Here is a 25,564-nt window from a genome sequence, read left to right as displayed (position 1 = left end):
AAAATGGGCGGTTATTCGTCGATGCCGAATTCCCCCGAAGAGCCCGACTCCCTCTGAACGCCCCTCGTATAACGCGGTTCGACGGTGAATCGAATCGCGGTACGGTACTCACCGTCGATAACGATATCGGCAAATGCGGGAACGCAATAGATCTCGATGCCTATCGGGGAAAGGAACCCTCGGGATATGGCGATAGCCTTGACGGCTTGGTTAACGGCGCCAGCTCCAACCGATTGGATTTCCACACTCACGCCATCCTTTATCATGCCGGCGATGGCCCCCGCAACCGAAGCCGGAGAAGACTTCGACGATACTTTGAGGCACCCCGTTTCGGGTCGGTGTTCGGTTGAGTTTGACACGCGCATATCCTTTGGTCGTTGTAGTCCGTATCACGTGCATGTAGTCGTTGGATTAATATGCTGTCGAATTGTCCATATGTGCTTTTCAAACGTGTGGTTTATTGTAGCCATTAATGAATGGCCGCGCAACTTAAAGCAGCTTTGATATGGGAAAGTTCACGTGTATGCCATCACGGGAAACGTGGATTTCAGGCCGCACGTCGGGTTCGAGGTAGTACCGCTGCGCGAGCTCCGCAAAAGCGTCGCGCATCCCGTCGGAAAACGCATCGATATCGGAGCGATCTATCTTCAATCCTCGCGCATCGGCGGCAAGAGCCTTTTTCCCCGCCTTTCGCCTCTTTGCGGCTGAACGTTCCTCGAAGGCAAGCGTTTCCGATACCGGATCAAGAACCGCAATGCCGCCGTCCATGATCCTTCGCGCCGACCTTTCGGATATATCAAGCCCGATCCCTTGGGCCATCGCGGCGAATTCCGCCGGATCGGCAGAAAGGCACAGACGCTTCATGACGGGGAGATCGGCTGGATCGGATGCGAATGCCCTGGTGCTCGCCGAAACCGTCGCATTTCCGTATTCGTACAGCGTTGCGGCGATTTCAACGGGCGCGCCGCTGTACACCGATACGGTCTCCCTATGCTCGAAGGCGAACTCGCCCACCATGCGGTTTATATTGCGGGGGCCTCTGACGCGAATCTCTCCCTCGTCGGTATGCGAGAATACGGGCATGCTCGACTGATCGGTTTTCTCGGGCAGTCGATCGAGGTTCGTCTCAACAAACAGGGCAGCGCCCTTTTCGGGAGCCGAAACTGCCACGCGCGCTATTTCGGCATTCTCGGCAATGGAGAAAAGCGCCATGCCCCTACCGTGAACGCCCCACTTGTCCATGTGCACGGTGTCGAGTTTCGATGTTACCCGCGGTTCGAATATAGCATCCTGCATCGATTCCGGTATGCCCGCTCCATCGTCGATCATGCATATCCTACGGGCAGAACCCTCGCGCGAAAGCGAGACGAAAATGCTTCGGGCGCCCGCATCGCGTGCGTTTCGCAGCATTTCGATGACGATATCTTCAGTTGATCGGATGTCATGGCGGGCTTGCCTTCGCTCCGCCTCGGCAATCCGTAAACGAACGAAGCCATCCCCGAGATCGTCTTCGACTCGGAGATGGCTGTCGCCGCAGACTTCCTCGATGAACGATGTCAACGATTGGTCGGTCATGCTATTTTGCTACTGCTGAGGCGCGGCTTTCGCGGATCACGACAACTTTGACCTGCCCGGGATACTGCATTTCGCTTTCGATCTGATGGGCGATATCGTGGGCAAGCACCGTTGTGGCAGCCTCGTCGACGACTTCGGGGGTCACCATAACGCGAACCTCGCGACCTGCCTGGATGGCGTAGGTGCGCTCGACGCCCTTATGGGCGTTTGCGATCTCCTCAAGCTTCTCAAGGCGTTTGATGTAGGAATCGAGCGTTTCCTTACGAGCTCCCGGACGAGCGGCTGATACGGCGTCTGCGGCCTGCACGAGCACATCGAGCACGCTGTTCGGCTCGACATCGTTGTGATGAGCCTCGATGGCATGGACGATTTCGGGCTTCTCACCGAACCGACGCGCCAGATCGGCGCCGATCACCGCATGGCTGCCTTCGACCTCATGATCGACGGCTTTTCCAAGATCGTGCAGCAGACCGGCACGCTTGGCGGGAATAGGATCGAGACCGAGCTCGGCTGCCATGACCCCGCTCAAATAAGCGACCTCAAGCGAATGGTTGAGAACGTTTTGACCGTAAGAGGTGCGATACCTGAGCCTTCCGAGCGTGCGGACGAGTTCGGGATGCAAGTCGTGGATGCCGGTATCGAACGTCGCCTGCTCCCCTGCTTCCTGCACGCGTTGGTTCACGTACTCTTCGGCTTTGCCGAACATCTCTTCGATTCTAGCGGGATGGATGCGCCCATCGGCGATGAGGTTCTCCATCGTCACGCGGCCGATCTCGCGACGAACGGGATCGAAGCACGAGATGGTTACGCACTCGGGAGTATCGTCGATGATGAGATTCGTTCCGGTCAACTGCTCGAAGGAACGTATGTTGCGGCCCTCACGCCCGATGATGCGGCCCTTCAGATCGTCCGACGGAATATGGATGGCAGATACCGTGTTTTCGGCAGAATGATCTGCGGCCACACGCTGGATGGCAAGGCTCAGTATCTCGCGCGACTTCTTGTCGGCCTCGGCTCTCGTGCGAGCCTCGGCATCGCGTATGATGGCGGCAGATTCATGCGTGACCTCTTCCTTAAGCGTGTCAAGCAACTCTGCCTTGGCCTCGTCGGGAGACATGCCCGCCACGCGTTCGAGACGACGGTTGATCTCCTCGGCGGCCTCTTTCAGATCGCGCTCTCTGCGTTCGAGCTGACCCTGCATGGAAGAGATTTGATGCTCGCGCGTATCGAGCGACTCGACGCGGCGATCGAGCGACTCCTCGCGTTGGGACAAGCGGTTTTCAGCCGTACGCACTTCGCGTAAGCGTTCCTTGTTTTCCGCTTGAGCATCCTGCTTCATTTTCAATACTTCGTCTTTTGCTTCGACGATCGCTTCTCTTCGGAGCGTTTCGGCTTGTTTCTTCGCATCCGCAACGAGGCTCTCAGCCTCTTGTGCAGCACGTTTCGTCGAAGCATTGACGACGAAACGCGTGATAACAAAGCCGAGAGCGATACCGACGACAGCTCCGATTACAAGCCATAGCACTTCGGGCATTCGCTCCCCCTTTCAATCTGTTTGTACTGGTCATAAAGTCATTTTTCAGTTTTCGGCACAAAAAAATGCCGGGCAAAACACCTGGCATGAGCGAACGCGCACGGTAGAGTACAGATATTGGGTTGTCTCTATAGTCAGCACCCTATCGGGTACGCAATCTCTCAAGCTGCATACCATGATAAAGGTTTCTGCGATTTTGATAAAGTCTTTTTGGAAATTATAACGATTCGCTCCACATGCGGGCGGCGCTCTGAGCAGCAGAAGAGCTGTATCCTTTCGAAATGAGCCTCCGATACGCCGCATCTCGTTTGTTCTTGGCAGTCGGCGGGCGCTTTTCGAGGACCTCGAGAGCACGGGAAACCTCGTCGTCGCCCGATTCGCACCACTCGCCGATCTCCTCAGGATCGATTCCGAGGTCGCGCAGATCCGATTCGATGCCTCGCCGGCCCTTACCCGCTCTCAGCTTGGTACGAACGTACGCCTCTGCATAGCGCCTGTCGTCGACGATGCCGTACGAGACGGCGCGCTCGATCGCCTCGTCGACGGCTTCGGACGCATACCCGTCTTTGGCAAGCCGCTCTCGCAAGGCCTTGGTGGACCGTTCGCTGACGCTTGCGAGTCTCTGAATCTTTTTGTACGCTTCGAACGCCTCGTCACCGAGCGCTTCGCGCGCCGAAGCGGCGCGCGAAGGTGCAGCAGGCCTCATGGAGGCGACAACCGATTCTTGGGAAGATGGCTCTTCGTCGCCGAGTTTTCTTCTCAGATCTTCGATGAACCGCTCGTCGATGTAAGGCATAAGGATGCCGCTACTTCTTGCCCGGCTTCGGGGCTGCCTCGATCGCCGACTCCTCCGAAGAGGCGATCACGGGAATCTCGAAGAACTCGCGCACCTTCACCTCGATCTCGTCGCGCAGATCGGGATTCTCCCTCATCGTCTGCTTCGCCGCCTCGCGACCCTGGCCCAAACGTTCTTCGCCGTAGGTATACCACGCGCCGCTTTTCTTTACGACGCCTGCCTCGACGCCCATGTCGACGATACAGCCTTCGCGCGAGATGCCTTCGCCGTACATGAGATCGAATTCAGCCTGGCGAAACGGGGGGGCAACCTTGTTCTTGACCACCTTAGCGCGGACGCGGTTGCCCACGATCTCGCCGTCTTTTTTAATGGAATCGATTCGACGGATGTCGATTCTGACGCTTGAGAAGAACTTGAGCGCACGCCCGCCCGTCGTAGTTTCGGGGTTGCCGAACATAACGCCGATCTTCTCGCGCAGCTGGTTAATGAATATGCAGGTGGTATTCGATTTCGAAAGAGAACCCGCAAGCTTTCTGAGCGCTTGGGACATGAGCCGCGCCTGCAAGCCGACCGATGTATCGCCGATCTCGCCCTCTATTTCGGCGCGGGGCACAAGAGCCGCCACCGAGTCGACGACGATGCAATCGATGGCACCGCTGCGCACGAGCATATCGCAGATTTCCAAACCCTGTTCCCCGGTGTCGGGCTGCGAGATGAGCACCTCGTCGATATCGACGCCGAGACGGGCTGCATATACCGGATCGAGCGCGTGTTCCGCATCGATGAACGCGACAACGCCGCCGAGCGCTTGGGCTTCAGCGAGGATCTGCAGTGCGAGAGTGGTTTTACCGGATGCCTCGGGGCCGTACACTTCCACGATGCGCCCGCGGGGCACGCCGCCGATCCCAAGCGCAGCATCGAGCGGAAGAGCACCCGTGGGAATGACGCCGATCGAAAGATGCTTGCCGTCTTCGCCCAGCTTCATGATGGAGCCCTGACCGAACTTCCCCTCGATCTGATCGGTCGTCAGTTTGAGCATTTTGGCCTTGTCCTGGTTCATTTCCTTCTCCTCGCTGAGCGCGTCTGTGTTGCATTCGGACTGTTCTATTATACGAACAGATGTTTGTTCGTCAAGCGAATGTTTTAAATCGCACCGTAAAACCGATTATGGCATGAAGACCTTGCATGATAGCGATTCGAGCGCGCGCGTTATCCAACGTGATCGAACACGGTATCTTGCACGCAGCGGAACCGAATCCGGCAAAAACCGGACGCGCGCACCGCCTATAAGGGACGCGGTTCTTCGCGCCCTGCGATCGCATCGAGGACGAGCTCGAGTGCGGTCTTGACCGCAAGCAGCCTGACCTGTTCGCGGTTGCCGGGAAACCGGCAGAGCTTGGAAACCGTTATCGCAGGATCGGCAAGACCGATCCATACGGTCCCGACGGGCTTTCCCTCAACCGCGCCTCCCGGACCGGCGATTCCCGTAACCGATACGGCAATGTCGACACCCAGGCGCTTTCGCGCGCCGAACGCCATCTGCTCGGCCGTCTGAGAACTGACCGCGCCCGCAAGTCCAAGCGTCTCCTTCTTAACGTCAAGCTCCGCCCGCTTGACATCGTTCGAGTAACTCACAATGCCGCCTGCTACGCTCTCGGAGCTGCCGGGTATCGCCGTCAGCGTAGCAGCGATGAGACCGCCCGTGCAGCTTTCCGCCGTGCCGAGGGTCACACCCGCCCGCTTCGCCGCTTCGAGCACTTCCGATGCAAGGGCCCGAAGCGCGTCGGGTTCTATCGAGGCAAGCTCTTCTTCAGTCGGATCGCCCGGATCGGAAGCGTTTTGCACGCAGGATTCCGAACCGCCCCGCTCGCCTTCCCCTCGCACCTTTCGAGCCACCTTCGTGAAACCGAGTATCTCGCGCGCTTTCACGAAGTAGTCGAGCATCGATACGATCGTTAGCACAAGGGCGACGAACATGACCGCCCAGGAGACGAGGTACAGATGGTTGCTGAACACCTCGGAAAACGTCGTAACAGGCGTCGAATCCTTTATGATGAAAAGCACGATGGCGATGATCTGGGTGACCGTCTTCGCCTTCCCGTACCAACTTGCCGCAATCACGACGCCTTGGCTCGCCGCAACCATGCGAATGCCCGATACGATGAACTCGCGGCACAAAATGACAAGAGCGACCCATGAGGGAAGGACGCCGAGCTCGATCAGCGCGAGAAGCGCTGCTGCAACGAGTATTTTATCGGCAAGGGGATCCATGAACTTTCCGAGGTTCGTCACTTCTCCCCTGCTTCGCGCAAGGTAGCCGTCGAGCCCGTCGGTGGCCGCAAGCAGGATGAATATCCCCGCCGCAATCCACGATTTCCAAATTTCCGCATCGCTCCATTCGGGAATCCATGCGGGCCAAGGGCTGATGATCGCTATCACGAACAAAGGAACGCCGCAAATGCGCAGAAGCGTTACGATATTCGCCGGAGTCCAAAGCTTCTCGTGGGTGGGAGCTGGCGTTGCCATGGGCTATTCCGCCTCCATTTCATACAAAAGCGTATCCGCGATCGTCACCGTGACGAACTGGCCGGGCTCTCCTTCGCTCAGATACACGACGCCGTCGACATCGGGCGCCTGGCATGCGGCGCGGCCGTAAAGCTGTCCATCCTCTTCGCGGCCGAGCACGAGAACCGATGCCGTCTTGCCGATCCTCTCGGCAACGCGCGCCGTGCAGACCGTATCGGCTATATCGCGCAAGGTCTGCGCCCGCTCGAGTTTCACCTCGTCGTCGATCTGGTTTTCCAGAGCGGCCGCCCTTGTTCCCTCTTCACGCGAATAGGCGAACACGCCAACGTAATCGAGGTCGGCTCCTTCGACGAAATCGCACAGGTCCTCGAAATCGTCTTCGGTTTCGCCGGGAAACCCTGCGATCAGAGTCGTTCTCAGCGTTACGGCGGGGATGCGACGTCGAATGCGCGACACGAGTTCTTCGAACTCCTCGCGCGATCCCGTTCTGTTCATCGCCCGCAGGATATCATGCTTCACGTGCTGAAGCGGTACATCGAGGTAGCTGCAAATATTGTCATGCGCGGCGATCGTATCGATCAGCTCGTCGGTCACCCCTTCGGGCTGAACGTACATGACCCTGAACCATGTGTCGGCGAAGCGCTCGGCCAGGCTGGCAAGCAGCCACGATAGACTCGAAGGCTCGTCGAAATCGGACCCCCATCGGCCCGTATCCTGCGCGATGAGAACGATTTCCCTCGCACCCGAGTCGACGAGGCGCTTCGTTTCCCGCTCGATCTGATCGTAGGGAAAACTGCGGTAGCGGCCCCGTATGAACGGGATCGTGCAATACGAGCAGAAGCGATCGCATCCGTCGGATATCTTCACATATGCCGATACGGCGCCGCTGCGCTCGTCTGCCGCATCGGCGGCAAGTTCCGCGAGAGGCAATTCGAGTCCGAGCACCTCGGCAAGAAGTTCGGCGATGTCATCCTCCTTGCTGCACGGCACGAAAGCCGCCGCTTCGGGCAGCTCCGATTCGAGCTCGTCGCCATAGCGTGCGGGCATGCAACCCGCCACGACGAGGGGCGGGCGCTTTCCGTCGGAAAACTCGATCTCGGCGAGGTCGAAGATCATCTCAAGGCTCTCTTCGGTAGCCGCCTCGATGAACGAACAGGTGTTGACCACGATCGCTTCGGCTTCGCGCGGCTCGTCGACGATGAGAAAACCCGCCTCGGCGGCGCGCTGCGCCATTCGATCGCTGTCCACTTCGTTCTTCGCGCAACCGAGCGTTACGAAACAGACGCGCGGCGATCCTGAATCTCGAATCATGAGCCCGACCCGTTATCGGTAGTTGACGTACTGGAGCGGCTGTCCGTAGTCCTTTTCCTTCAAAAACGCGATGACCTCTTGCAGGGCATCGCGCGAAGCGCTGCTCACCCGAAGTTTGTCGCCTTCGATCTGAACCTTGACCTTGAACTTCTCCGCCTTGATATCCTTGTTGATCGTCGAGGCGGTGTCGCGGTCGATTCCCTCGACGATGGTTGCCGTCTGTCGCACGCTCTGTCCGGCGGCAGACTGTACGGCACCCCACTTCACGGCGGTCAAATCTATGCCGCGCTTGACGAGTTTCGACCCGATGACGTCGATGACCTGCTTTGCGACGAAATCGCTCGGCGCGGCTACCGTAATCGTCTTGTTCTGCTTGTCAAGCGAGATATCGGCTCCCGAATCCTTCAGATCGTAGCGCTGCGTCAGCTCCTTTTTCGCCTGCCCGAACGCGTTGTCGACTTCCTGCATGTCAACGGTGGATACCACGTCGAAGCTCGATTCTTTTGCCATGTCGTTCCTCCTCGATTCCCTGCCGCGCCCGACGCTGTCCGGCGCGCGCCTTCGCGTATCGCGATAAGGCTCGGCACAAGCCGAGCCCCTGTTGTATGGCCTTATTATAGGCGAGCGGGGATGCGTTTGCCCCCGCTCGCCCATATCCTCGAAAAACATCCCGCATTTGCGACGAGCGGCATGTTTCTACCGCTCGCACGAGGTTCGCTATTCGTTTGCCGTTCCGCTCGGCGAACCGCTATCGCCCGTATCGGTTCCCCCCGTATCCGCATCCCCGGCCCGCCCAGCCGTTCCCGCTGACGGGTTATCCTCCTGCCACTTCTTAAGCACCTGTGCGAAGTCGACGGTTACCTCGTATACGCCGTCGTTGTACGGCGATGTCAACTCGATCTCCTCGCCATCTTGGTACACCTTGACGGCATCGGGATTCGTTGTTTTGAACCTCAGCTTGCCCGTGACGTCGTATTCCTTGTTCGCGGGGCCGCTTACCTCGTCCGCTTCGACGGTCACGTCATCGACGATAACCTCGATATAGGCAGATCCGTTCCCCACCTCGTATTTGAACACAGCGCTAGCCGGAGCCACTTTCGCCGGGGTGTTCTGCTGGGTATCCCCCGAATCGCCGCCATCGTTCGTCGATCCCGAATCCTCCGGATCGCTCAATCCGGTCACCGGCACCTTCGGGACGTCTTCGTTGCTCGATCCGCCCTGCCCGAACACCAGCACGAGCACGATGATCAGCAAGATGAGAATGACCGCTCCCGCAATGATGAACGGCAGCTTCGAACTTGAAAGCGGCGAAGCCTTCGGCCCCGAATAGAAATTCGTGTACTGCGTATTGGGAAGCGCGCTTCTGTTCGATCGATGCGTCCGTTCCTCGCCGTATCTCTCGGATCGCGCGGTTTCGTTGCGTCGCCGGTCCCGATGGGGATCATCGACGTAGAGCTTGCGTCCAAGCGCCGTCGATTCTCCCTGCTCGTCGTAATCGCGCCTGCTGCCGCGCCTGTTAGGGGGAGCGGCCGACATATCGAAACCCGTTTGGCGCGCATCGGAGCGGGCTCTGCCCACCTGGTAGGCGTACGCCTCGTCGAGATACATCCGCGTGACCTCGGTCGGATTGAGGCCGAGATAGCGCGCATAGGCGTTTACCATGTTGCGGGCATATCCTCTCGGGGGCATCCGCGAGAAATCCGCCGCCTCTATGGCCTGCAGGATATCGGGGCGAATCCGCAACCGGCGCGCCGCAGTGGCCAAGTCGTAGCCTTTGCGCATGCGGGCGTCCTGCAAAACCGTTCCAAAACTTACCTGGTCCACGTCGTCACTCCTCCGCAAACGATGGTTCGCCGGCCTCGTCCTGGGCTTCGAACGCTTTCAGCGTTTCGAGTTCCATGGCATCGACGAGCACCTCGCGCGGCTTGCTGCCGTTCGGGGGGCCCACAACGCCCTTTTCTTCAAGCATGTCCATTATACGCCCGGCTCGAGAATAGCCAACTTTGAGACGTCTCTGTATATTCGACGTCGATCCGAGCCCGCTCGAAACCACGATATCGGCAGCTTCCCAAATCAGGGGATCGTCACTCGACCCGCTGCCGCCCGATCCATCCGGCGCCGAGGCGCCGAGCGTGATGAGGTTCGTGTTGAGGATTTCGGAATGGTATTCGGGCTCGCCTTGCGATTTGAGCATGTCGACCACAGCGTTGATCTCGTCCTCGGAAACGTAGCAGCCCTGGATGCGCTGGGGTTTCGCCAGCTCGGGCTTCGAGAGCAGCAAGTCGCCGAGGCCGATGAGGTTTTCTGCCCCCGGCGTGTCGAGCACGACGCGCGAATCGATGCCCGACGCTACGTTGAACGCTATTCTGTTCGTGATGTTTGCCTTGATGAGGCCCGTGACAACGTTGGTCGAAGGCCTCTGCGTGGCCACGATCAGATGGATGCCCGCAGCGCGGGCCAGCTGCGCGATGCGCGAGATCGAAAACTCGACCTCCTTGCCGACGTTCATCATAAGGTCTGCAAGCTCGTCGATGATGATGACGATGTAGGGCAGTTCCTTCGCCTCGTCGTCGCCGATTTCGCCGCGCTGCACCTTCGCGTTGTATTGTCCGATGTTGCGGGCGCCTACCTTCGAGAATATCTTAAGGCGCCTTTCCATTTCGGCAACGCCCCACGAAAGCGCACTCGCCGCCTCTTTCGCTTCGGTCACAACCGGAACGTAGAGATGGGGAATGCCGTTGTAGGGCGTGAATTCCACACGCTTGGGATCGATCATGATGAAGCGCACTTCGGAGGGCGTTGCACGCATGAGGATCGACATGATCATCGCGTTGATGGACACCGACTTACCCGAGCCGGTCGTACCGCCGATGAGCAAGTGGGGCATCTTGGCGAGATCCGAAACGATCGACGAGCCTTCGACGTCTTTGCCGATGGCGATTTGAAGCGGCCCTTCGGTGGCATCGCTGAGCACATCGCCCAATAGAACGCTTTGCCGCTTGCTGTTGGGCACCTCGATGCCCACGTAGTTCGTGCCGGGAATCGGCGCGAAGATACGCACGCCCGGCGCAGCAAGCGCAAGCGCGATATCGTCTTCGAGCGCCGTCACGCGGCTTACGCGCACGCCGGCGGGGAGATCGACCTTGAACAGCGTGACGGTGGGACCCGCAACCCAGCCGACCACTTCCGCAAGGATGTTGAAATCTTCGAGCGTCTCCTGCAGGCACGCGGCGGTTTCCCTCAAATCGGCTTCGCTCGCACCCGACCCCTTGCCCGATGAGCGGGCAAGAAGGCTCATCGGAGGCAGCGTAAAGCCGTCAAGCGGCTGCGGGGTTGCGAGCGGCGTCGAACTCTTCGCAGCGGTCTTCGAAACGGCCTGTGTCTTCGGAGTTTCTGCAGAGGCCTTTTCCTTCTCAGTGCTTTTCTTCCCGAGCTTGCGCGTCATGGGCTGTTCATGGGATTCCGGCTCGTCGAAAACCGGTGCGACGCCTCCCAGCACCTGGGTGTTCAGCGAAGAGGTAGCGCGCTTCGGACGGCGTTCGATCTTCGAGGTATAGGCATTGGACACGTTCGCAGGCGCAAGATCGTCCTTTGCCGATTCCCGCTGCCGCTTGATGCGCGGCTCGAACGGAGCCGCCTCGAGTATGTCGGCATCGTCGAAATCATCGTGCTCGCGCAGCGAGCGCACCTTCTCGATAAGGCTCGAAATGGAGAATCCGATAACGACGAGCCCTGCCGCGATGATGCCGCCGAGAATGATGGCGGCAACGGTCTGCCCGAACAACGTGAGTCCCGCCCACGCGATCCCTGCGCCGATGTAGCCGCCGCGTGCCGCAAGGGCTTCTTCGGCGAACAGTCCCATCGCATCACGCTCGGCTCCTGGCGTGAAAAGGGATAGAAGCGCAAGCACCGCCACGAAGATCATGACGAGCCCGACCGCTACGCGAACCGGCACCTGCTGACGTTCGAACCGTATCAGGAAGCTCGCCCCGATGACGAGCAGGAAGAACGGAAGCAGGTAGGCGCCCACGCCGAGCGTAAGGTGCAAAACGGTCGAGAGAAACGCCGTGACAACGGCATCAGAGGGCATGACGGCAGCCACGAACAACACGATCGCCACAACGGCGAACACGACGCCGACGATATCGCGCTGCGTGCGCTCGTCGAAAAGCCGCGGGGCCTCCTCGACCCTGCTCGCTTGTGCCTTTTTGCTTTTCTGTGCCTGTTTTTCCTTGGGTGAGGCTGCTTTTGCGCCCTTCGCCTGGGATTGCTTTTGCTTGGCTGCTGAATTCGTCTGGCGAGCCACGTCAGAGCTCCTTTATGTACTGTGTTTATGCTGCGATTGTCAAACTTCGCCCATTATAGACGAAAAGCCCGCTTGCGCGGGCTTTTTTCTCCGTTCAACGACGAATCGTCACGTGTGTGTTTACCATCTTACCTTTACGGTATGTCAAGCACGTTCACGATGACCATCGGACGCTGCTTGGTGCGCTCCCATAAAACCGAGAGAAGCGCGCTTTTGCAAGCTTTTTCGAGCTCCCGAGTCTGCGTTTCCTTCGAGAGGGCGCGCTTGAGCGCATTGCGCACCGTTTGGGCGGCATCCTGCTGCAGGTACTCGTCGTCTCCGCCCGTTATGCCGTGCATTTCGACGCGGACATCGCCCACGACGTCCTTCCGCTTCTTCGAAACCGCAGCTGCGACGGTGGCGAATCCCTGCGATCCGAGCGCGTTGCGCTCGTCGAGCACGCTCTGCGACGTATCGCCAACCGAAAGCCCATCGACGAACACTATGCCGCTCTGCACGGTTTCGCCGCGCTTCACTCCCTTTGCAGTGAGCTCGAGGCTTTCGCCGTTCTCGCAGATGAAGATGTTTTCGCTCGCAACGCCCGTCGCCTCGGCAAGCTGCGCATGGGCGCGCAGATGGGTCGCCTCGCCGTGCACCGGCATGAACGAGCGAGGCTGCACGATGGAGAGCACGAGCTTGAGTTCTTCGGCTCCCGCGTGTCCCGAAACATGCACCATGGCGCGCTTCTTATCGTAAACGTCGGCGCCGATCTTCGCGAGCGAATTGATGACGCGGGTGACCGCCTTCTCGTTTCCGGGAACCGGCGTTGCCGAGATGATGACCGTATCGCCCTCTTCGATGCTGATGGTGCGGTGCTCGCCGTTTGCGATGCGAGACAGAGCCGAAAGGGGCTCGCCTTGCGACCCGGTGCACATGATGACCACCTGTTCGGCCGGTATGCCCTTGAGGTCGTAGGCGTCGATGATGTCGGTGTCACTGACCTTGAGGTATCCGAGGCGACGCGCGATATCGGTATTCTGGATCATGCTCCTGCCCGTCACAACCACCTTGCGCCCGTTCGCAATCGCCGCATCGCATATCTGCTGCATACGGTGGATATGGCTTGCGAACGAGGCGATGATGACGCGCCCTTTGGCCTGCGAGATGATCTTCGAAAGGTTTTTCCCGACCTCCGCCTCGGAAGGCGTGAAGTTGGGGTTTTGCGCGTTGGTCGAATCCGACATCATGAGATCGACGCCGATCTTGCTGAACTTAGAGAGGGCGCCGAAATCGGTATGCACGCCGTCGATCGGAGTTTGATCAAGCTTGAAGTCGCCTGTATGAAGCACGTTTCCCGCAGGACTCTGGAAGAACACGCCGACGGCTCCGGGGATCGAATGGTTCACCGCGAAGAATTCCGCCGTGAAGCATCCGAGCTTAATCTGGTCGCCCGGCTTGATCTCAACGAGCTTGGCGTTTTTGATCTTGTGTTCGGCGAGCTTGCCCTCGATAAGCCCGAGCGTGAGTTTCGTCGCGTAGATCGGCACTTGCCGATCAAGGTCTTTCAACAGGTACGGCAGCGTGCCGGTATGGTCCTCGTGACCGTGCGTGATAATGATGCCGCGGAGCTTTTCGGCGTTCTCGAGCACGTAGGTGTAATCGGGCAAAATGAGATCGATGCCCGGATGATCGTCGTCGGGGAACATGAGTCCCGCATCGTCGAGGATCATATCGCCCTTGCACTCGAATGCCGTCATGTTCTTGCCGATGGCATCGAGGCCGCCGAGCGGAATGATCTTGAGCGTCGCCTTGGGATCCTTCTTGGGAACGTCGGCCGATCGTCTCTCGCCCTGCTGGCTTCTGCTTCGGTGCGCACGGCTCTGCCCGCCTGCACCGCCCCGCTTCGCCGGCGGCGTGCTCTGAGCATCGTCGCCCTTGGTGAGCTGGGGCCTTTTCCGCTCCAACTGGACATGCTTGTACGAGCGCGTGTTCTTCTCTTTCCGCGCTTGACTATTCTCGCGAGAATCGCGAGCGTTCTTCTGTTCCATACTATTCCTTTTTCTTTGCGCTTACAGCACTCCGACTTCCCGCATAACCTGCGCGAGATGCTCGGACTGCTCCGGCGTTGCATCCACCAAGGGGAGCCTTACGCCCCCGACGGGGAACCCGACGAGCTTGAGCGCCTCTTTCACGAGGATCGGGTTCGATGTGACAAAAAGCTCTTTCATCAGCGGTTGCAACGCATTATGAGCCGCTTGCGCGCCGTCGTAGTTTCCAGCGGCAGTCAGCTCAACTATTTCTTTCATTCGTGCGGGGGCAACGTTGCCGATCGTCGAGATGACGCCGGCGCCTCCCATCTTCATGATCTCGAAGGTTGCCTCGTCGTCTCCCGAATACACCTGGAAGGCATCGGGCGACTCCTCGATGATCCTCTTGATCTGCTCCATGTTACCCGAAGCTTCTTTCACGGCAACGATATTCTCGACATCGTGGGCAAGCCGTAACGTTGTATCGGCCTCCATGTTGACGACGCACCGCCCCGGGATGTTGTACAGGATGACCGGCAGATCGACCGCTTCCGCGATAGTTCTGAAGTGGCGGTACAGTCCCTCTTGGGGAGGCTTGTTGTAATAGGGAACCACCAGCATGATGCCGTCGACCCCGAGGCTTTCGACCTCTCGTGCAAAATCGACCGTATCGGCCGTGCAGTTGTCGCCGACGTTGGCCAAAACAGGCACGCGATCGCCAACCGCCGACACGATCGCCCTGAAAAGCTCGATCTTCTGCGGGTAGAACACCGTGGGGCTCTCGCCTGTGGTCCCGTTGATGATGAGAGAATCGCTCCCACCGTCGACAAGGCGGTTTGCCAAAGCCTGCGCCCTATCGAGATCGAGCTCGCGATTCTCGTCGAACGGCGTGACCATTGCGGGTATCATGCGCCCGAACCGGGGCTCGGCTTTTGCTGCCATGGTGTTCTCCTTCGATACTGCGTTTCGTGGTTCCTCTGTTACCGTGACATTGAATTATGCCACGTATGTACGCCTTAGGCCATGAAGTTCTCCAAACCTACAATGAGGCCCTCCTGCTCGCCGACGCTGCGAATGCCGAGCAGTACGCCGGGCATGTAGGACGTTCGATCCCACGAGTCGTGGCGGATCGTGAGCGATTGCCCCATGGATCCGAACACGACCTCCTGACTTGCCACATAGCCCATCGACCGAACCGAATGGACGGGCACGCCGTCGACCAGAGCGCCTCGGGCCCCCTCGCAACCTGCGATCTCGGTTTCCGATCCCGGCGCCGAGCTTTCGAATCCGCGGGATTCGCCGATGATCTGCGCCGTTCGCACCGCCGTGCCGCTCGGTGCGTCCTTCTTGTTCGCATGGTGGAACTCGATCACTTCGGCCTCGGGGAAATAAGGCGCGGCGGCCTTGGCAAACTGCATCATAAGCACCGCACCGGTCGTGAAGTTCGGAGCGTAGAACAAACATGCCTTTCCCGCTGCCGTTTGCGCGAGCCTCTCGAGCGTTTCGTTCGAAAGCCCCGTGGTGCCCACGACGCAATCGATGCCCGCAGGCAGCGCGACGGCCAGGTTTCCCGCTACGACATCGGGTTGCGTGAAATCGACCAGAACATCGAACTCGGTTCCCCCCACCGCCGCTTCGACATCGGGATATACGGGAAAAGCCGCGTCCGACCCATGGGGATCGATGCCGCACGCCACCTCCATATCGTCAGCGGCGCCAACCGCTTCGACAACCGTTTTTCCCATACGCCCCGCGCAACCGGCTATTGCAACCCGTATCATCGACGACTCCCTGTCTCTCGTTTTACGAAGCTATGGTAGCACGGGCGGGAGGCGTCGGATGTTTCGCATCGGTAACCGATGCCCGCAGGCTGTTTCAGTGACGCGCCTTTCGCCTTGTCTCCGCTTGCGCATGCCGATGCATGCGGTAAAGGGCGTCGATGCCCGATGCTTCCCGCGCAAAAAACGGGTCTCGCATCCCATTCGATGCGAGACCCGCCCGTTAACAGATCGCGAACTGCGGCTGCGCGGCTTTAGTGGCGCCTGCGCGGCGTGCGTCCGTTGTTGCCGCCCTCGCTTTTGCCGGAATTTCCTCCGTTGCTGCGATCGGTGCGTTCTTTGCGATCGCTGCGGCCGGGACGGTTGTCGGAAGCGGAAGATGCGGGAGCGTCGGGCTTATCGACGCGGTCGAGCGAGATCTTCCCGTTGTCTCCAACCTCGATGACCTCGACCTTCACGATATCGCCGAGCGAAAGCACGTCTTCGACTTTGGCGACGCGTCCGTTGGCCATGCGCGAAATATGCAGAAGGCCGTCTTTGCCAGGCGTCAGCTTCACAAATGCGCCGAAGTCCTTAATGCCCACGACTTCGCCGTCGTACACCTCGCCAACCTCGGGTTCTTTCACAATGCCGAGGATGATGGCCTTCGCCGCCTCCCCTGCGGGGCCTTCGACGGCGGCGATATGCACGGTGCCGTCTTCCTGCACCTCGATCGTTGCGCCGGTCTCATCCTGAATGCCGCGGATGACCTTGCCGCCGGTGCCGATGATGTCGCGGATCTTGTCAACCGGGATATGGATGGTCTCGATGCGCGGCGCAGTATCGCGAAGCTGCTCGCGCGGTTCGGCGATCTCGTCGAGCATGGCCGAAAGGATGAACGCCCGCCCATCTTTCGCTTGCGCGAGCGCGCGGGCGAGGATGTCGACCGAAAGACCTTTTGCCTTGTTGTCCATCTGAAGCGACGTGATGCCGATCTCGGTTCCGCATACCTTGAAGTCCATGTCGCCGAGGAAGTCCTCGATGCCCTGGATGTCGGAAAGGATGACAACGTCATCGCCCTCTTTGATGAGCCCCATGGCGATGCCGGAAACCGGGCGCTTTATCGGAACGCCGGCGTCCATGAGCGCAAGCGTCGAACCGCAGGTGGATGCCATCGAAGAGGAGCCGTTGGACTCGAGAACCTCGGACACCACGCGAATCGCGTAAGGGAATTCATCCTCATCGGGAAGAACGGGGATGAGCGCGCGTTCGGCGAGGGCGCCGTGGCCGATCTCGCGGCGCTTCGGAGCACCCATGCGACCCGTCTCGCCGGTGGAATACGGCGGGAAGTTGTATTGATGCATATAGCGCTTGCCCTCGGCAGGATCGATCGTGTCAAGCCTTTGCCATTCGTTGAGCATGCCGAGCGTGCAGATCGAGAGCGCCTGGGTCTGACCGCGCTGGAACAGGCCGGAACCGTGGACGCGGGGCAGGTAGCCGGGAACGATATGCAGCGGACGAATCTCCTCGGGCGTGCGGCCGTCGGCGCGCTCGCCGGTCTCGATAACCATTGCGCGCATCGCATGCTTCTCGAGCTTCTTGAGCTCCGCCGCGATGTCGCTTCCCCAGGCCGCGCGCTCCTCTTCGGAGAACTCGTTCGCCTTGATGGAATCCTTCAGCTCTGCAACCTTGTCCATGCGCGCATGCTTGTCGGCATCTTTGAGCGCAGCGGACATCTGGTCGAGGAAAGGTTCGACGCGAGCGGAGATGGACGGATCGGCTTCGTGGACGTTGTAGCTCATCGGTTCGGGATTGACCTTCGCGATGAATGCGGCCTGCTTCTCGCAGAATGCCGCTATGGCCTCCTGCCCGAACGTCATAGCCGCGAGCATGTCCTCTTCCGAGATCTCATCGGCTCCGGCCTCGACCATCGAAATGTAGTCGGCCGTGCCGGCGATGGTAAGCTCGAGATCGGAATTCTCCTGCTCCTCGAACGTGGGGTTCACGATGAACTCGCCCGAATCGATGTCGCGCGCAATGCGCACGCACGCAGCGGGACCGTCGAACGGCGCTCCGCCCACCATGAGCGCTGCAGAGGCGCCGGCAACGCAGATGCAATCGGGCGGGTTGATGCTATCGACGACGAACGTCGTGGCTACCACATGCACTTCGTACTTGTAGCCGTCGGGGAAGCCGGGGCGAATGGGGCGGTCGATCATGCGGGCGGTGAGCGTTCCCTTGTCGGAAGGACGGGCCTCGCGCTTGAGGTAGCCGCCCGGGATGCGACCGACTGCATACATCTTCTCGATGAAGTCGACAGTCAGGGGGAAGAAGTCGTAATCGGGCTTCTCCTTGCCCACGACGGCGGTTACCAGAACGGTGGTATCGCCCTGAGTGACCAGTACGGCACCCGTTGCCTGCTTCGCCAGTTCGCCGGTTTCGAATCTGTACGACTTTCCGTACAGCTCGAATGATTCGACAATTTTTTCCATAGTGCTGATTCTTTCTTTCTCTGCAATCCCCCGCACCCTATTGCACGAAGGCTTCTTCGGCTGTGCGGGTACTTAGATTTCCCGCTGCCACGAGCAAAGACGCCCTTGCGTCTCCGACCGATCGGGCCTCCCACGATTCGCGAAGCCCCTATACAAAAGCCCGCGGATGCGGGCTCATGCTTAGCTTAGATGTTGTCGCGGATGCCGAGCTTCTTGATCAGTGTGCGGTACTCCTCGATGTTGCGGTTCTTGATGTACTTGAGGAGGCTGCGGCGCTTACCGATGAGCATCATGAGACCCCGGCGCGTGTGATGATCCTTCTTGTGCTCCTTGAGGTGCTCTGTCAGATTGCGGATGCGCTCGGAGAGAATTGCGACCTGGACTTCAGCGGAACCCGAATCCTTCTCGTCCTTGCCGAACTCCTTGATGAGTTCTGCGGTGCGCTCTTTCGAAATGCTGTCTTTGTTGGCCATGTTTCACCTTTCTCAGTTCTCGTTCGCTTCGCACTGGGTAAGCAAGCAGGCAGGCATGCGAACCAAGGGCGAAGTAGCGCTGCCTTTTGGCAACCTGCATAGTGTATCGGTTTTGCGTTTCGCGGGCAAGCGTGCAAATTGGGCGCCGCCGGTTGCACACAGGCAGAACACAACCGCGTTATTCGATGTGGAAGCTGTTTTTTCCGTTCCTTTTCGCATAGTACATCGCCTTGTCGGCGCGGTCGTACAGATCTGCATAACGATCGGAGCGATGCGCAAGCGTCGCGCCGATGCTCACGCTATAATCGCTTCTCAGGCTCCCGGTCGATTTCTCCACAAGATCCTGCAGCGCCGAACAACGCCGTTCGAGCGTTTCCGAATCGATGCTCCCCCTGACGCAGATTGCAAACTCGTCGCCGCCGAGACGGCAAAGCAGATCGTCGTTTCGAAACGCCTGGCGCAGCGAATCGGCAAGGGCTACAAGGGTGTCGTCGCCTTTTCTATGGCCGAGCGTATCGTTCACCAACTTGAAATCGTCGATATCAACGACGATGAACGCGCCCACCTCGCCGCGAGCGAGCATTTCACGCGCACGATCGCGAAACGTCCCCACGCCGAGAAGCCCGGTCAGGTCGTCGCGCTCAGCCTTCATTTCAAGCTGGTCCTTCTCGGCCGTCACCACGGTCAACGCCTTCGAGCGTGTGCGCGCGTACAACACGAGGAGCGCGATGATGATCGCCGCGAGAATCAAGCTGACCACGATGATCTCGATCGCGAAATCCTTCACGAAGCGCTCGGGAGTCATTTTCTGCATCTGCGTAACCTGGCCGTAGATGCTCGCGTTGGTCGCACCGGTCGGCATGACCTGGATTGCTTTGTTGAGGATCTTCAAAAGCGTCGTATCGGAAGACGCGGGAACAGCAAAGCATACGTTGCTCTCCACCCCGCCCGTTTCGGCCAACGCCGTAATGTTTCTGTACTGGCCGCCGCTGATGTAGAAGGGCGCGATATAGCCGTCGGCATACGTGTAATCGGCTTCGCCCCGATCAACGGCATCGAAGCATTCCTGCACGGTGTCGTACACGATCGAGTCTTCGATTCGGCCTTCGGCAGCCGCGCGGTTCGCCGCAACGGCGACCCTCTTGCCCGAAAGATCGCTCGCATCGACGCCGTTGCGGACGACAAGCCACTTGAGCGATCGAAGGTACGGGGTGCTCAACGCCAGGTTCTTCTCGCGCGCAAGCTCGTAATCGTGGGACACCCCGACCACCATGTCGAGATCGAGCGCCTCGATGGCTTCGTCGACGGGCATGCCGTTCGGTATGGCGACCGCCTCGAACGACAGGCCCGTATACTCCGATACGTAATCGAGCGCGCCCTTCGCGGCCCCCACCAACTCGCCCGTTTCCTCGTCGGCATCTTGGATCGGCGCCTCGCCGATGAAATACCCGACCCTGGTGGTTCCCTGTTGTTCGATATAGGATTTCATATCGTCGGACAACCCGTACACGGTCTCGTCTATGCCGAAGTATTTATCGTACAAGCTGCTTTGCAGCTGCGGTTCTGCGCTGTCGATGCTTGCTATCGCCTCGTTCATGCTCGCCACGATCTCTTTGTTCCCCTTCGTCGTTGCAAAGTAGAAGGGCTTCGGTGTGAATGTTGCAACGGGATGGAGGCCCGGCAGCGGGCTGATATCGACCCCGAGGGCAAGATCGGCTTCCCCCCGCACAACGAGATCGACTGCATCTCCGGACGAGTCGGCTTGAATGATGTCGAGCTCGATTCCGTTCATCGCGCAGAACGTCTTCAGCTCGGCCGTGCTCGTCGGAGAAGGACCGTTCGTGGCAACCGTCGCATGATCGAGTTCGTAGACATTCGTGTTGGTGATCGCCGTATTGCCGTCCGCTGCGAAAAGCGCCGTATGCGCGTAGCCGTAGGGCTTGATCGCGAAATCGTAGACTTCAGCGAGAGCATCGCTGTAGCTCATGGCGCCCATGATGTCGACCTCACCTGATTCGAGCATATCGAGCATCGCGACAAGCTGTTCGTTTATATCGCCTTCGACGGTAACGTATTCGTAGCGCCATCCCGTCTGCTGGGCGATTTGCTCGAGGTACTCGAAAGTATAGCCCGATCTCGTGCCGTCGTCGTCCGTTTCGGTCAGACCGTTTTGCTGGGGAAACGCGATGCGGATGACACGCCTTCCATCGCCGTCGACGTTTTCGGATTCCTGCTGCGATGCGGCGTCTTCCTCGGCGAAAGCCGATTCGGCAGAAACGGTCATCGACGAAAGCGCGCAGACGGCGATCGTCGAAACCAGTGCGACAAAACACGCCAGCAACAAGGCGATTCGCCGTGAACCGTTTTTATCGATGATCTCTTTCATAATCATTCAGTATAGCAGGCTTTCGCAATCGACGGGCATCCAAGCCGAAAGATCGATGCGGAAGGCAAACGGGCGCAGACCCCGTCGAACGGGCTTCCTTCAGATGGGCTAGAACCCCGCCTGCGGAATCCAGATGGCGAAACTCGTCATGCCGTTCTCGCTCGCAGCCGTGATGTCCCCGCCGTGCGCACGGGCGATCTCCCGCGCGATCGCAAGGCCAAGCCCCGCCCCGCCCGACGCCGTCGTGCGCGCATCGTCGCCTCGGTAGAATTTCTCGAATATGCGGTCAAGATGTTCGGGCGTTATCTCGCGACCCCTGTTCACAACCATGATTTTGAGCCAGTTCACCGTACCGATCACGCTCTCCCCCANCCGGCCTGTCTCTCATACCCATGAGGAGGAGTAGAGGAGACAGCCCGTGAGGCCCCCGCCGTGCGCACGGGCGATCTCCCGCGCGATCGCAAGGCCAAGCCCCGCCCCGCCCGACGCCGTCGTGCGCGCATCGTCGCCTCGGTAGAATTTCTCGAATATGCGGTCAAGATGTTCGGGCGTTATCTCGCGACCCCTGTTCACAACCATGATTTTGAGCCAGTTCACCGTACCGATCACGCTCTCCCCCACATGAACCTCCACAACGCTTCCCTCGTCTGCGTAGGAAAGCGCGTTTTTCAGCACGTTGTTGAACACGCGTGAAAGCCTGTTCGCATCGGCGAACGTCGGCAGCTCGTCGGGTGCCTCGAGCTTGATCTCGAGCGAGCGCGACGAAGCCTGGGGGTAGAACTCGTCGATGACCTGCTGGCAGAACAGCGTGACGTCGAATCGGCTGCGCTCGACGGGGATGGTTTGCAGATTGTATCGCGTAATCTCGAAAAACTCCTCGATGAGCTCTTCGAGCCGATAGGATTTCTCAAGCGTGATGTTCGCATAGCGCGCCCGCGTTTCGATCGGCATATCGGGCGATTCGGAAAGAAGCGTCAGGTATCCGATTATCGAAGTCAAGGGAGTCTTGATATCGTGCGCCAGATACACGACCAGCTCGTTTTTCCTCTGCTCGGCAGCCTTGGCGGCCCGTTCGCTGCGTTCTCGCTCCGCCTGTATCCCATTGAGCGCAAGGGCGGTCGACGAGAGCTCTGCCGGTAAATCGATTGGAGAGCCCTCTTCGACGAGCATGCCCTCGACAGCTTCGAAGAGGGCATCGAAATACCGAAGCGCACGGTTGATGCCCGCACGGATGACGAGGATCATGCCGATGAGGTACACGCCTGCAGCGACGAGGTAGTAAAGCGAGGACAGCAGGTTGTAGAGCGTGTAACCCACTCCATCGAGCACGGTATAGAAAACGAAGTTCGAAAGCGCGGGTTTGAACAGCTCGACGAGGAAGACGGCGGCAGCGTAAACCGCCGTGAAGAGCACTGCGTTGAGTATGGTGCGCCACAAAATCGAGCGCCGGAGCGTTTTGGTCTGATCGTTGGCATATGTGCTAGACATAAGCGTGCACCGCCCTATCCGAGCTTGTATCCAACGCCCCATACCGTTTCAATGTATTCTTGGGACGAATCGATTGCGGCTATCTTCTTGCGCAGATGCCGTATATGCACCATAACGGTATTGTTGCCCTGCACGCTGGCAGGCTCGCCCCAAACCGCTTCGAAGAGCTCGCTCGATGCAACGGGCCTTCCCGCCTGCTTGGCCAAGCACAGCAGGATCGCGTATTCCTTCGGAGTAAGCGCAAGCTCCTCGCCGAGCACGCTTGCGGTGTAGGCGGCCTCGTCGATGGTGACGCCTCCCGCTTCGAGCACCGATTGCGCCTGCACCCGCGACGCATCGACCGAGGTGCGCCGCAACCGAGCCTTCACGCGCGCCATGAGCTCGCGGGGCTTGAAGGGCTTCACAACGTAATCGTCCGCCCCCAGCTCGAAGCCGACCACCTTGTCGATCTCCTCGTCTTTTGCAGTCAGAAAGATAACGGGGACCTGGCTTTTCTTTCTGATTTCCCGACAACATGTAAACCCGTCGATTCCCGGCATCATGATGTCGAGGATGACGAGGTCGAAGCGATCGCGCGTCATCAAATCGAGAACCTGAGCGGCCGAATAGCACACCGAGGGGCGGTATCCCTCGTCGGCCAGCAGCTTTCCGACAAGATCGGCGATAGCCGCCTCGTCATCGCATACGCATATGTGGGAAGTCGTTTCCATGGCTCAATTGTACCGTCCGAATTCGTTGATAGCGCCGCATACACAACATTTAAGGAAAAATTAAGGAATCGGTTACTCCTTCTTCTGGGACGCGATCCATGCGACGAGCGATACTCGATTCGGGCCCGCTTGCAGCGAACCGAACCGGGCGGGCCCGCAATCGACCGCTTATCCGAGATGCAGGGAGGACGCCATGCAACCAAGAAGAAACGCCGGGCAACAGGGCGCACGAAGCGGATGCGAGCAGGCAAGGCCGCATTCGGCTTATGCGCGCGCCGCGCATCCCGCATCCCGCAACGCTTGCAACCCCCCGCACGCCCACCCCCGGCAACCGCGAAACGCACACGCAGCCTATAGCGCAAAAGATCGCCGCTGCGCCCATCCGGCTTCCGCCGGCACCCCTTTTCAGCAGAACTACAGCGGGCGATCGCGCCGCTCGTCGACCCGATCGCCCGCAACTGCGGTCGCAGCCCTGATCCTCGTTGCGGCCGTCGGTTTCGCGGGATGGTTTTCGATGCAGGCCATCCAGGGCAACCTGCCCGTTGCCGATGCCGCATACAGAAGTCCTGTGGCAGCGACGGCGCAGAGCACGCCGATGGCGCAGTGGGAAAAAGGCAGCGTCCCGCTTCTGTACCAGACTGATCCCGCATGGTCGAACATCAGATACGCCGAGAACCACTTCGGCGAAAGCGGATGCGGTCCGACCTGCATGGCCATGGTTTACATCGCCCTGACGGGCGCGACCGACAAAGATCCGGCCGCCATGGCCGAACTCGCAACGAAGGGAGGCTACGCCGGTCCCGATGGAACCGCATGGCTTTTCATGACCGAAGGCGCCGCGTCTTTGGGCCTTGCCGCAACCGAGGTTGGAGCCGACGAGCAGAGCATCAGAAGAGAACTCGTCAAAGGACGGCCCATCATCGCGAGCATGGGACCCGGTGATTTCACGACCACGGGGCACTTCATCGTCATCACCGACATCGATAAGAACAGCAATCTCGTGATCCACGACCCCAACAGCCCCGAACGCAGCGCCAAAGCCTGGAGTTTCGATACCGTCATCGGACAATGTCGCGCGCTGTGGAGCTATTCGCTTATATAATAGGTGCGATTGAGACGAGCCGTTCAAGGAGCACCATGTACACCTACATACCTCAGGGCGTCTGCCCGCGAGCCATAAACATCGAACTTTCCGGCGATACCGTTTCCCATGTCGATTTCGAAGGGGGCTGCAACGGAAACCTCAAAGCGATCTCCAAGGTAGTCGAAGGCATGACGATCGACGAAGTCGCCGAGCTGTTCGAGGGAAACACCTGCGGTCGCAAGCCGACGTCGTGCGTCGATCAGCTGGTTCGAGGACTGAGAAAAGCCCAAGAAGCTTAAAGGGAGCCGGGGACTCCCCCCGACTCGGATGGGCGCCCGATCGATCACTCGAACAATCCGCTTGTAAAGAGGAACTGGAGCGATTTGAGGTTCGCGCCCACATGTTCGCGAACCCAGCTCTGGCAGAGCTGGAGTACCGAAAACGATGTGGGTAGATCGATGTCGTATGCGGCTATCTCGTCAAAGGTCGAAACGAGCAGCGCATTCGCCCACGCACAGATCTCGGAACGCAGTCGTATCGTCTCGTTTCGGGGAGCGCACGCCGCGCAGATCGCTCCGCCCTCGGCATACGAGACGAACACGATCGTATCACGGACGGCGATATCGACGTCTCTGCCACAGCATACGCAGGTGGTAAGGCTCGGCTTGAAACCCGCGAAGGCGAGCGCTTTGAGAATGTGCGCCGCAGTGATCGCCAAAACCATGGGCGCGTCGGCTTCGTCAAGATGCGCAAGCGCCGACTCCGTAAGGGCGAACAACCTCGTGTTTTCAAGCCCGAGCTGCGTGACGCGATCGAGCAGCTCGGCCATCGCCGCAGCGCCCGCAGCGTGTTCCATGCTGCTTCGAATGCGTCCGAAAGCCCGCTCGAGGCGGGCTTCTTTTATGATATCGAGACTTTTCCCGCCTGCAAACAGCACATCCGCAACCGAATAGAGTTCGAGTCGCGAGGCGAACTGGCTCGAGGGCTTTCTCGCGCCTTTGGCGACGGCCCTTATCTGCGATCCGTCTTCGGAAAGCAGCGTGAGCACCAGATCGCTTTCGCCGAGCTTGGTTTTTCGAAGAACGATGACGCGCGCCCTATAGGTCCCCGCCGCCATATG

22 protein-coding genes are annotated in these 25,564 nt (G+C 59.3%); 2 read left to right on the top strand and 20 right to left on the bottom strand.

What is annotated here, in order from left to right:
- Nucleotides 1-11 precede the first annotated feature (11 nt).
- From C1719_RS08175 to C1719_RS08085, 19 genes are all read right to left on the bottom strand, one after another.
- Entirely contained in the window at nt 12-359 is a 348-nt protein-coding gene (locus tag C1719_RS08175; protein WP_281255977.1) for a stage V sporulation protein S, read from the bottom strand.
- 130 nt (nt 360-489) lie between these two features.
- The gene (locus tag C1719_RS08170) at nt 490-1,575 is read right to left on the bottom strand and encodes an ATP-binding protein (RefSeq protein WP_102374650.1); all 1,086 of its coding nucleotides are present in this window, start codon (nt 1,573-1,575) and stop codon (nt 490-492) included.
- A 1-nt stretch (nt 1,576) separates the two neighbouring features.
- The gene (gene rny, locus C1719_RS08165) at nt 1,577-3,109 is read right to left on the bottom strand and encodes a ribonuclease Y (protein ID WP_102374649.1); all 1,533 of its coding nucleotides are present in this window, start codon (nt 3,107-3,109) and stop codon (nt 1,577-1,579) included.
- A gap of 217 nt (nt 3,110-3,326) precedes the next feature.
- Nucleotides 3,327-3,905: a regulatory protein RecX gene (locus tag C1719_RS08160; RefSeq protein ID WP_102374648.1), complete on the bottom strand. Its 579-nt coding sequence runs from the start codon at nt 3,903-3,905 to the stop codon at nt 3,327-3,329.
- Between the two features lie 10 nt (nt 3,906-3,915).
- Entirely contained in the window at nt 3,916-4,965 is a 1,050-nt protein-coding gene (recA, locus tag C1719_RS08155; RefSeq protein ID WP_102374647.1) for a recombinase RecA, read from the bottom strand.
- Nucleotides 4,966-5,189: 224 nt separating this feature from the next.
- Entirely contained in the window at nt 5,190-6,431 is a 1,242-nt protein-coding gene (pgsA, locus tag C1719_RS08150) for a CDP-diacylglycerol--glycerol-3-phosphate 3-phosphatidyltransferase (RefSeq protein ID WP_102374646.1), read from the bottom strand.
- Between the two features lie 3 nt (nt 6,432-6,434).
- Complete coding sequence (rimO, locus tag C1719_RS08145) at nt 6,435-7,742, bottom strand: 30S ribosomal protein S12 methylthiotransferase RimO (RefSeq protein ID WP_102374645.1); 1,308 nt, start codon at nt 7,740-7,742, stop codon at nt 6,435-6,437.
- 12 nt (nt 7,743-7,754) lie between these two features.
- Nucleotides 7,755-8,252, bottom strand: coding sequence for a YajQ family cyclic di-GMP-binding protein (locus C1719_RS08140; RefSeq protein WP_102375991.1), 498 nt, complete (start codon nt 8,250-8,252; stop codon nt 7,755-7,757).
- A 207-nt stretch (nt 8,253-8,459) separates the two neighbouring features.
- Nucleotides 8,460-9,566 carry a helix-turn-helix domain-containing protein gene (locus C1719_RS08135; protein ID WP_245874437.1) on the bottom strand — a complete coding sequence of 369 codons (1,107 nt, stop codon included), beginning with the start codon at nt 9,564-9,566 and terminating at the stop codon, nt 8,460-8,462.
- Nucleotides 9,567-9,570: 4 nt separating this feature from the next.
- Complete coding sequence (locus C1719_RS08130; protein ID WP_102374644.1) at nt 9,571-12,048, bottom strand: FtsK/SpoIIIE family DNA translocase; 2,478 nt, start codon at nt 12,046-12,048, stop codon at nt 9,571-9,573.
- A gap of 134 nt (nt 12,049-12,182) precedes the next feature.
- The gene (locus C1719_RS08125) at nt 12,183-14,075 is read right to left on the bottom strand and encodes a ribonuclease J (RefSeq protein WP_102374643.1); all 1,893 of its coding nucleotides are present in this window, start codon (nt 14,073-14,075) and stop codon (nt 12,183-12,185) included.
- Nucleotides 14,076-14,096: 21 nt separating this feature from the next.
- Nucleotides 14,097-14,996 (bottom strand): 4-hydroxy-tetrahydrodipicolinate synthase, encoded by a 900-nt coding sequence (dapA, locus tag C1719_RS08120; RefSeq protein ID WP_102374642.1) that lies wholly within the window; start codon nt 14,994-14,996, stop codon nt 14,097-14,099.
- 74 nt (nt 14,997-15,070) lie between these two features.
- Complete coding sequence (gene dapB, locus C1719_RS08115; RefSeq protein ID WP_102374641.1) at nt 15,071-15,835, bottom strand: 4-hydroxy-tetrahydrodipicolinate reductase; 765 nt, start codon at nt 15,833-15,835, stop codon at nt 15,071-15,073.
- A gap of 251 nt (nt 15,836-16,086) precedes the next feature.
- Entirely contained in the window at nt 16,087-18,303 is a 2,217-nt protein-coding gene (locus C1719_RS08110) for a polyribonucleotide nucleotidyltransferase (RefSeq protein WP_102374640.1), read from the bottom strand.
- A 185-nt stretch (nt 18,304-18,488) separates the two neighbouring features.
- On the bottom strand, nt 18,489-18,776 hold the full coding sequence (rpsO, locus tag C1719_RS08105) for a 30S ribosomal protein S15 (RefSeq protein WP_102374639.1): 288 nt from the start codon (nt 18,774-18,776) through the stop codon (nt 18,489-18,491).
- A gap of 178 nt (nt 18,777-18,954) precedes the next feature.
- A complete protein-coding gene (locus C1719_RS08100) occupies nt 18,955-21,162 on the bottom strand; it encodes a transporter substrate-binding domain-containing diguanylate cyclase (RefSeq protein ID WP_180963526.1) in 2,208 nt (735 codons plus the stop codon).
- Nucleotides 21,163-21,270: 108 nt separating this feature from the next.
- Nucleotides 21,271-21,522 carry an ATP-binding protein gene (locus C1719_RS08095; protein ID WP_245874436.1) on the bottom strand — a complete coding sequence of 84 codons (252 nt, stop codon included), beginning with the start codon at nt 21,520-21,522 and terminating at the stop codon, nt 21,271-21,273.
- A gap of 24 nt (nt 21,523-21,546) precedes the next feature.
- Nucleotides 21,547-22,650: a sensor histidine kinase gene (locus C1719_RS08090; RefSeq protein WP_102374637.1), complete on the bottom strand. Its 1,104-nt coding sequence runs from the start codon at nt 22,648-22,650 to the stop codon at nt 21,547-21,549.
- Between the two features lie 14 nt (nt 22,651-22,664).
- Nucleotides 22,665-23,360, bottom strand: coding sequence for a response regulator transcription factor (locus C1719_RS08085; RefSeq protein WP_102374636.1), 696 nt, complete (start codon nt 23,358-23,360; stop codon nt 22,665-22,667).
- 514 nt (nt 23,361-23,874) lie between these two features.
- Here C1719_RS08085 and C1719_RS08080 point away from each other — a divergent pair.
- On the top strand, nt 23,875-24,462 hold the full coding sequence (locus C1719_RS08080; protein WP_245874435.1) for a C39 family peptidase: 588 nt from the start codon (nt 23,875-23,877) through the stop codon (nt 24,460-24,462).
- Between the two features lie 35 nt (nt 24,463-24,497).
- Nucleotides 24,498-24,743 (top strand): TIGR03905 family TSCPD domain-containing protein, encoded by a 246-nt coding sequence (locus C1719_RS08075; protein ID WP_102374635.1) that lies wholly within the window; start codon nt 24,498-24,500, stop codon nt 24,741-24,743.
- Between the two features lie 44 nt (nt 24,744-24,787).
- On the opposite strand, the gene recO is transcribed toward C1719_RS08075, so the two are convergent.
- On the bottom strand, nt 24,788-25,561 hold the full coding sequence (gene recO, locus C1719_RS08070; protein ID WP_102374634.1) for a DNA repair protein RecO: 774 nt from the start codon (nt 25,559-25,561) through the stop codon (nt 24,788-24,790).
- Between the last annotated feature and the right edge of the window lie 3 nt (nt 25,562-25,564).

Source organism: Raoultibacter massiliensis (assembly GCF_900199545.1).
GTDB classification, from domain to species: Bacteria; Actinomycetota; Coriobacteriia; order Coriobacteriales; family Eggerthellaceae; genus Raoultibacter; species Raoultibacter massiliensis.
This window is presented reverse-complemented; position numbering and strand designations above follow the sequence as displayed.

Excerpts from the sequence above, each read along its gene's own strand:
- dapA (WP_102374642.1), bottom strand. The coding sequence starts at position 14,996 with ATGGCAGCAAAAGCCGAGCCCCGGTTCGGGCGCATGATACCCGCAATG.
- C1719_RS08170 (WP_102374650.1), bottom strand. The coding sequence starts at position 1,575 with ATGACCGACCAATCGTTGACATCGTTCATCGAGGAAGTCTGCGGCGAC.
- rimO (WP_102374645.1), bottom strand. The coding sequence starts at position 7,742 with ATGATTCGAGATTCAGGATCGCCGCGCGTCTGTTTCGTAACGCTCGGT.
- C1719_RS08140 (WP_102375991.1), bottom strand. The coding sequence starts at position 8,252 with ATGGCAAAAGAATCGAGCTTCGACGTGGTATCCACCGTTGACATGCAG.
- pgsA (WP_102374646.1), bottom strand. The coding sequence starts at position 6,431 with ATGGCAACGCCAGCTCCCACCCACGAGAAGCTTTGGACTCCGGCGAAT.
- dapB (WP_102374641.1), bottom strand. The coding sequence starts at position 15,835 with ATGATACGGGTTGCAATAGCCGGTTGCGCGGGGCGTATGGGAAAAACG.
- rpsO (WP_102374639.1), bottom strand. The coding sequence starts at position 18,776 with ATGGCCAACAAAGACAGCATTTCGAAAGAGCGCACCGCAGAACTCATC.
- C1719_RS08080 (WP_245874435.1), top strand. The coding sequence starts at position 23,875 with ATGCAGGCCATCCAGGGCAACCTGCCCGTTGCCGATGCCGCATACAGA.
- C1719_RS08110 (WP_102374640.1), bottom strand. The coding sequence starts at position 18,303 with ATGGAAAAAATTGTCGAATCATTCGAGCTGTACGGAAAGTCGTACAGA.
- C1719_RS08125 (WP_102374643.1), bottom strand. The coding sequence starts at position 14,075 with ATGGAACAGAAGAACGCTCGCGATTCTCGCGAGAATAGTCAAGCGCGG.
- recA (WP_102374647.1), bottom strand. The coding sequence starts at position 4,965 with ATGAACCAGGACAAGGCCAAAATGCTCAAACTGACGACCGATCAGATC.
- C1719_RS08085 (WP_102374636.1), bottom strand. The coding sequence starts at position 23,360 with ATGGAAACGACTTCCCACATATGCGTATGCGATGACGAGGCGGCTATC.
- C1719_RS08075 (WP_102374635.1), top strand. The coding sequence starts at position 24,498 with ATGTACACCTACATACCTCAGGGCGTCTGCCCGCGAGCCATAAACATC.
- rny (WP_102374649.1), bottom strand. The coding sequence starts at position 3,109 with ATGCCCGAAGTGCTATGGCTTGTAATCGGAGCTGTCGTCGGTATCGCT.
- C1719_RS08160 (WP_102374648.1), bottom strand. The coding sequence starts at position 3,905 with ATGCCTTACATCGACGAGCGGTTCATCGAAGATCTGAGAAGAAAACTC.
- C1719_RS08090 (WP_102374637.1), bottom strand. The coding sequence starts at position 22,650 with ATGTCTAGCACATATGCCAACGATCAGACCAAAACGCTCCGGCGCTCG.
- recO (WP_102374634.1), bottom strand. The coding sequence starts at position 25,561 with ATGGCGGCGGGGACCTATAGGGCGCGCGTCATCGTTCTTCGAAAAACC.
- C1719_RS08100 (WP_180963526.1), bottom strand. The coding sequence starts at position 21,162 with ATGAAAGAGATCATCGATAAAAACGGTTCACGGCGAATCGCCTTGTTG.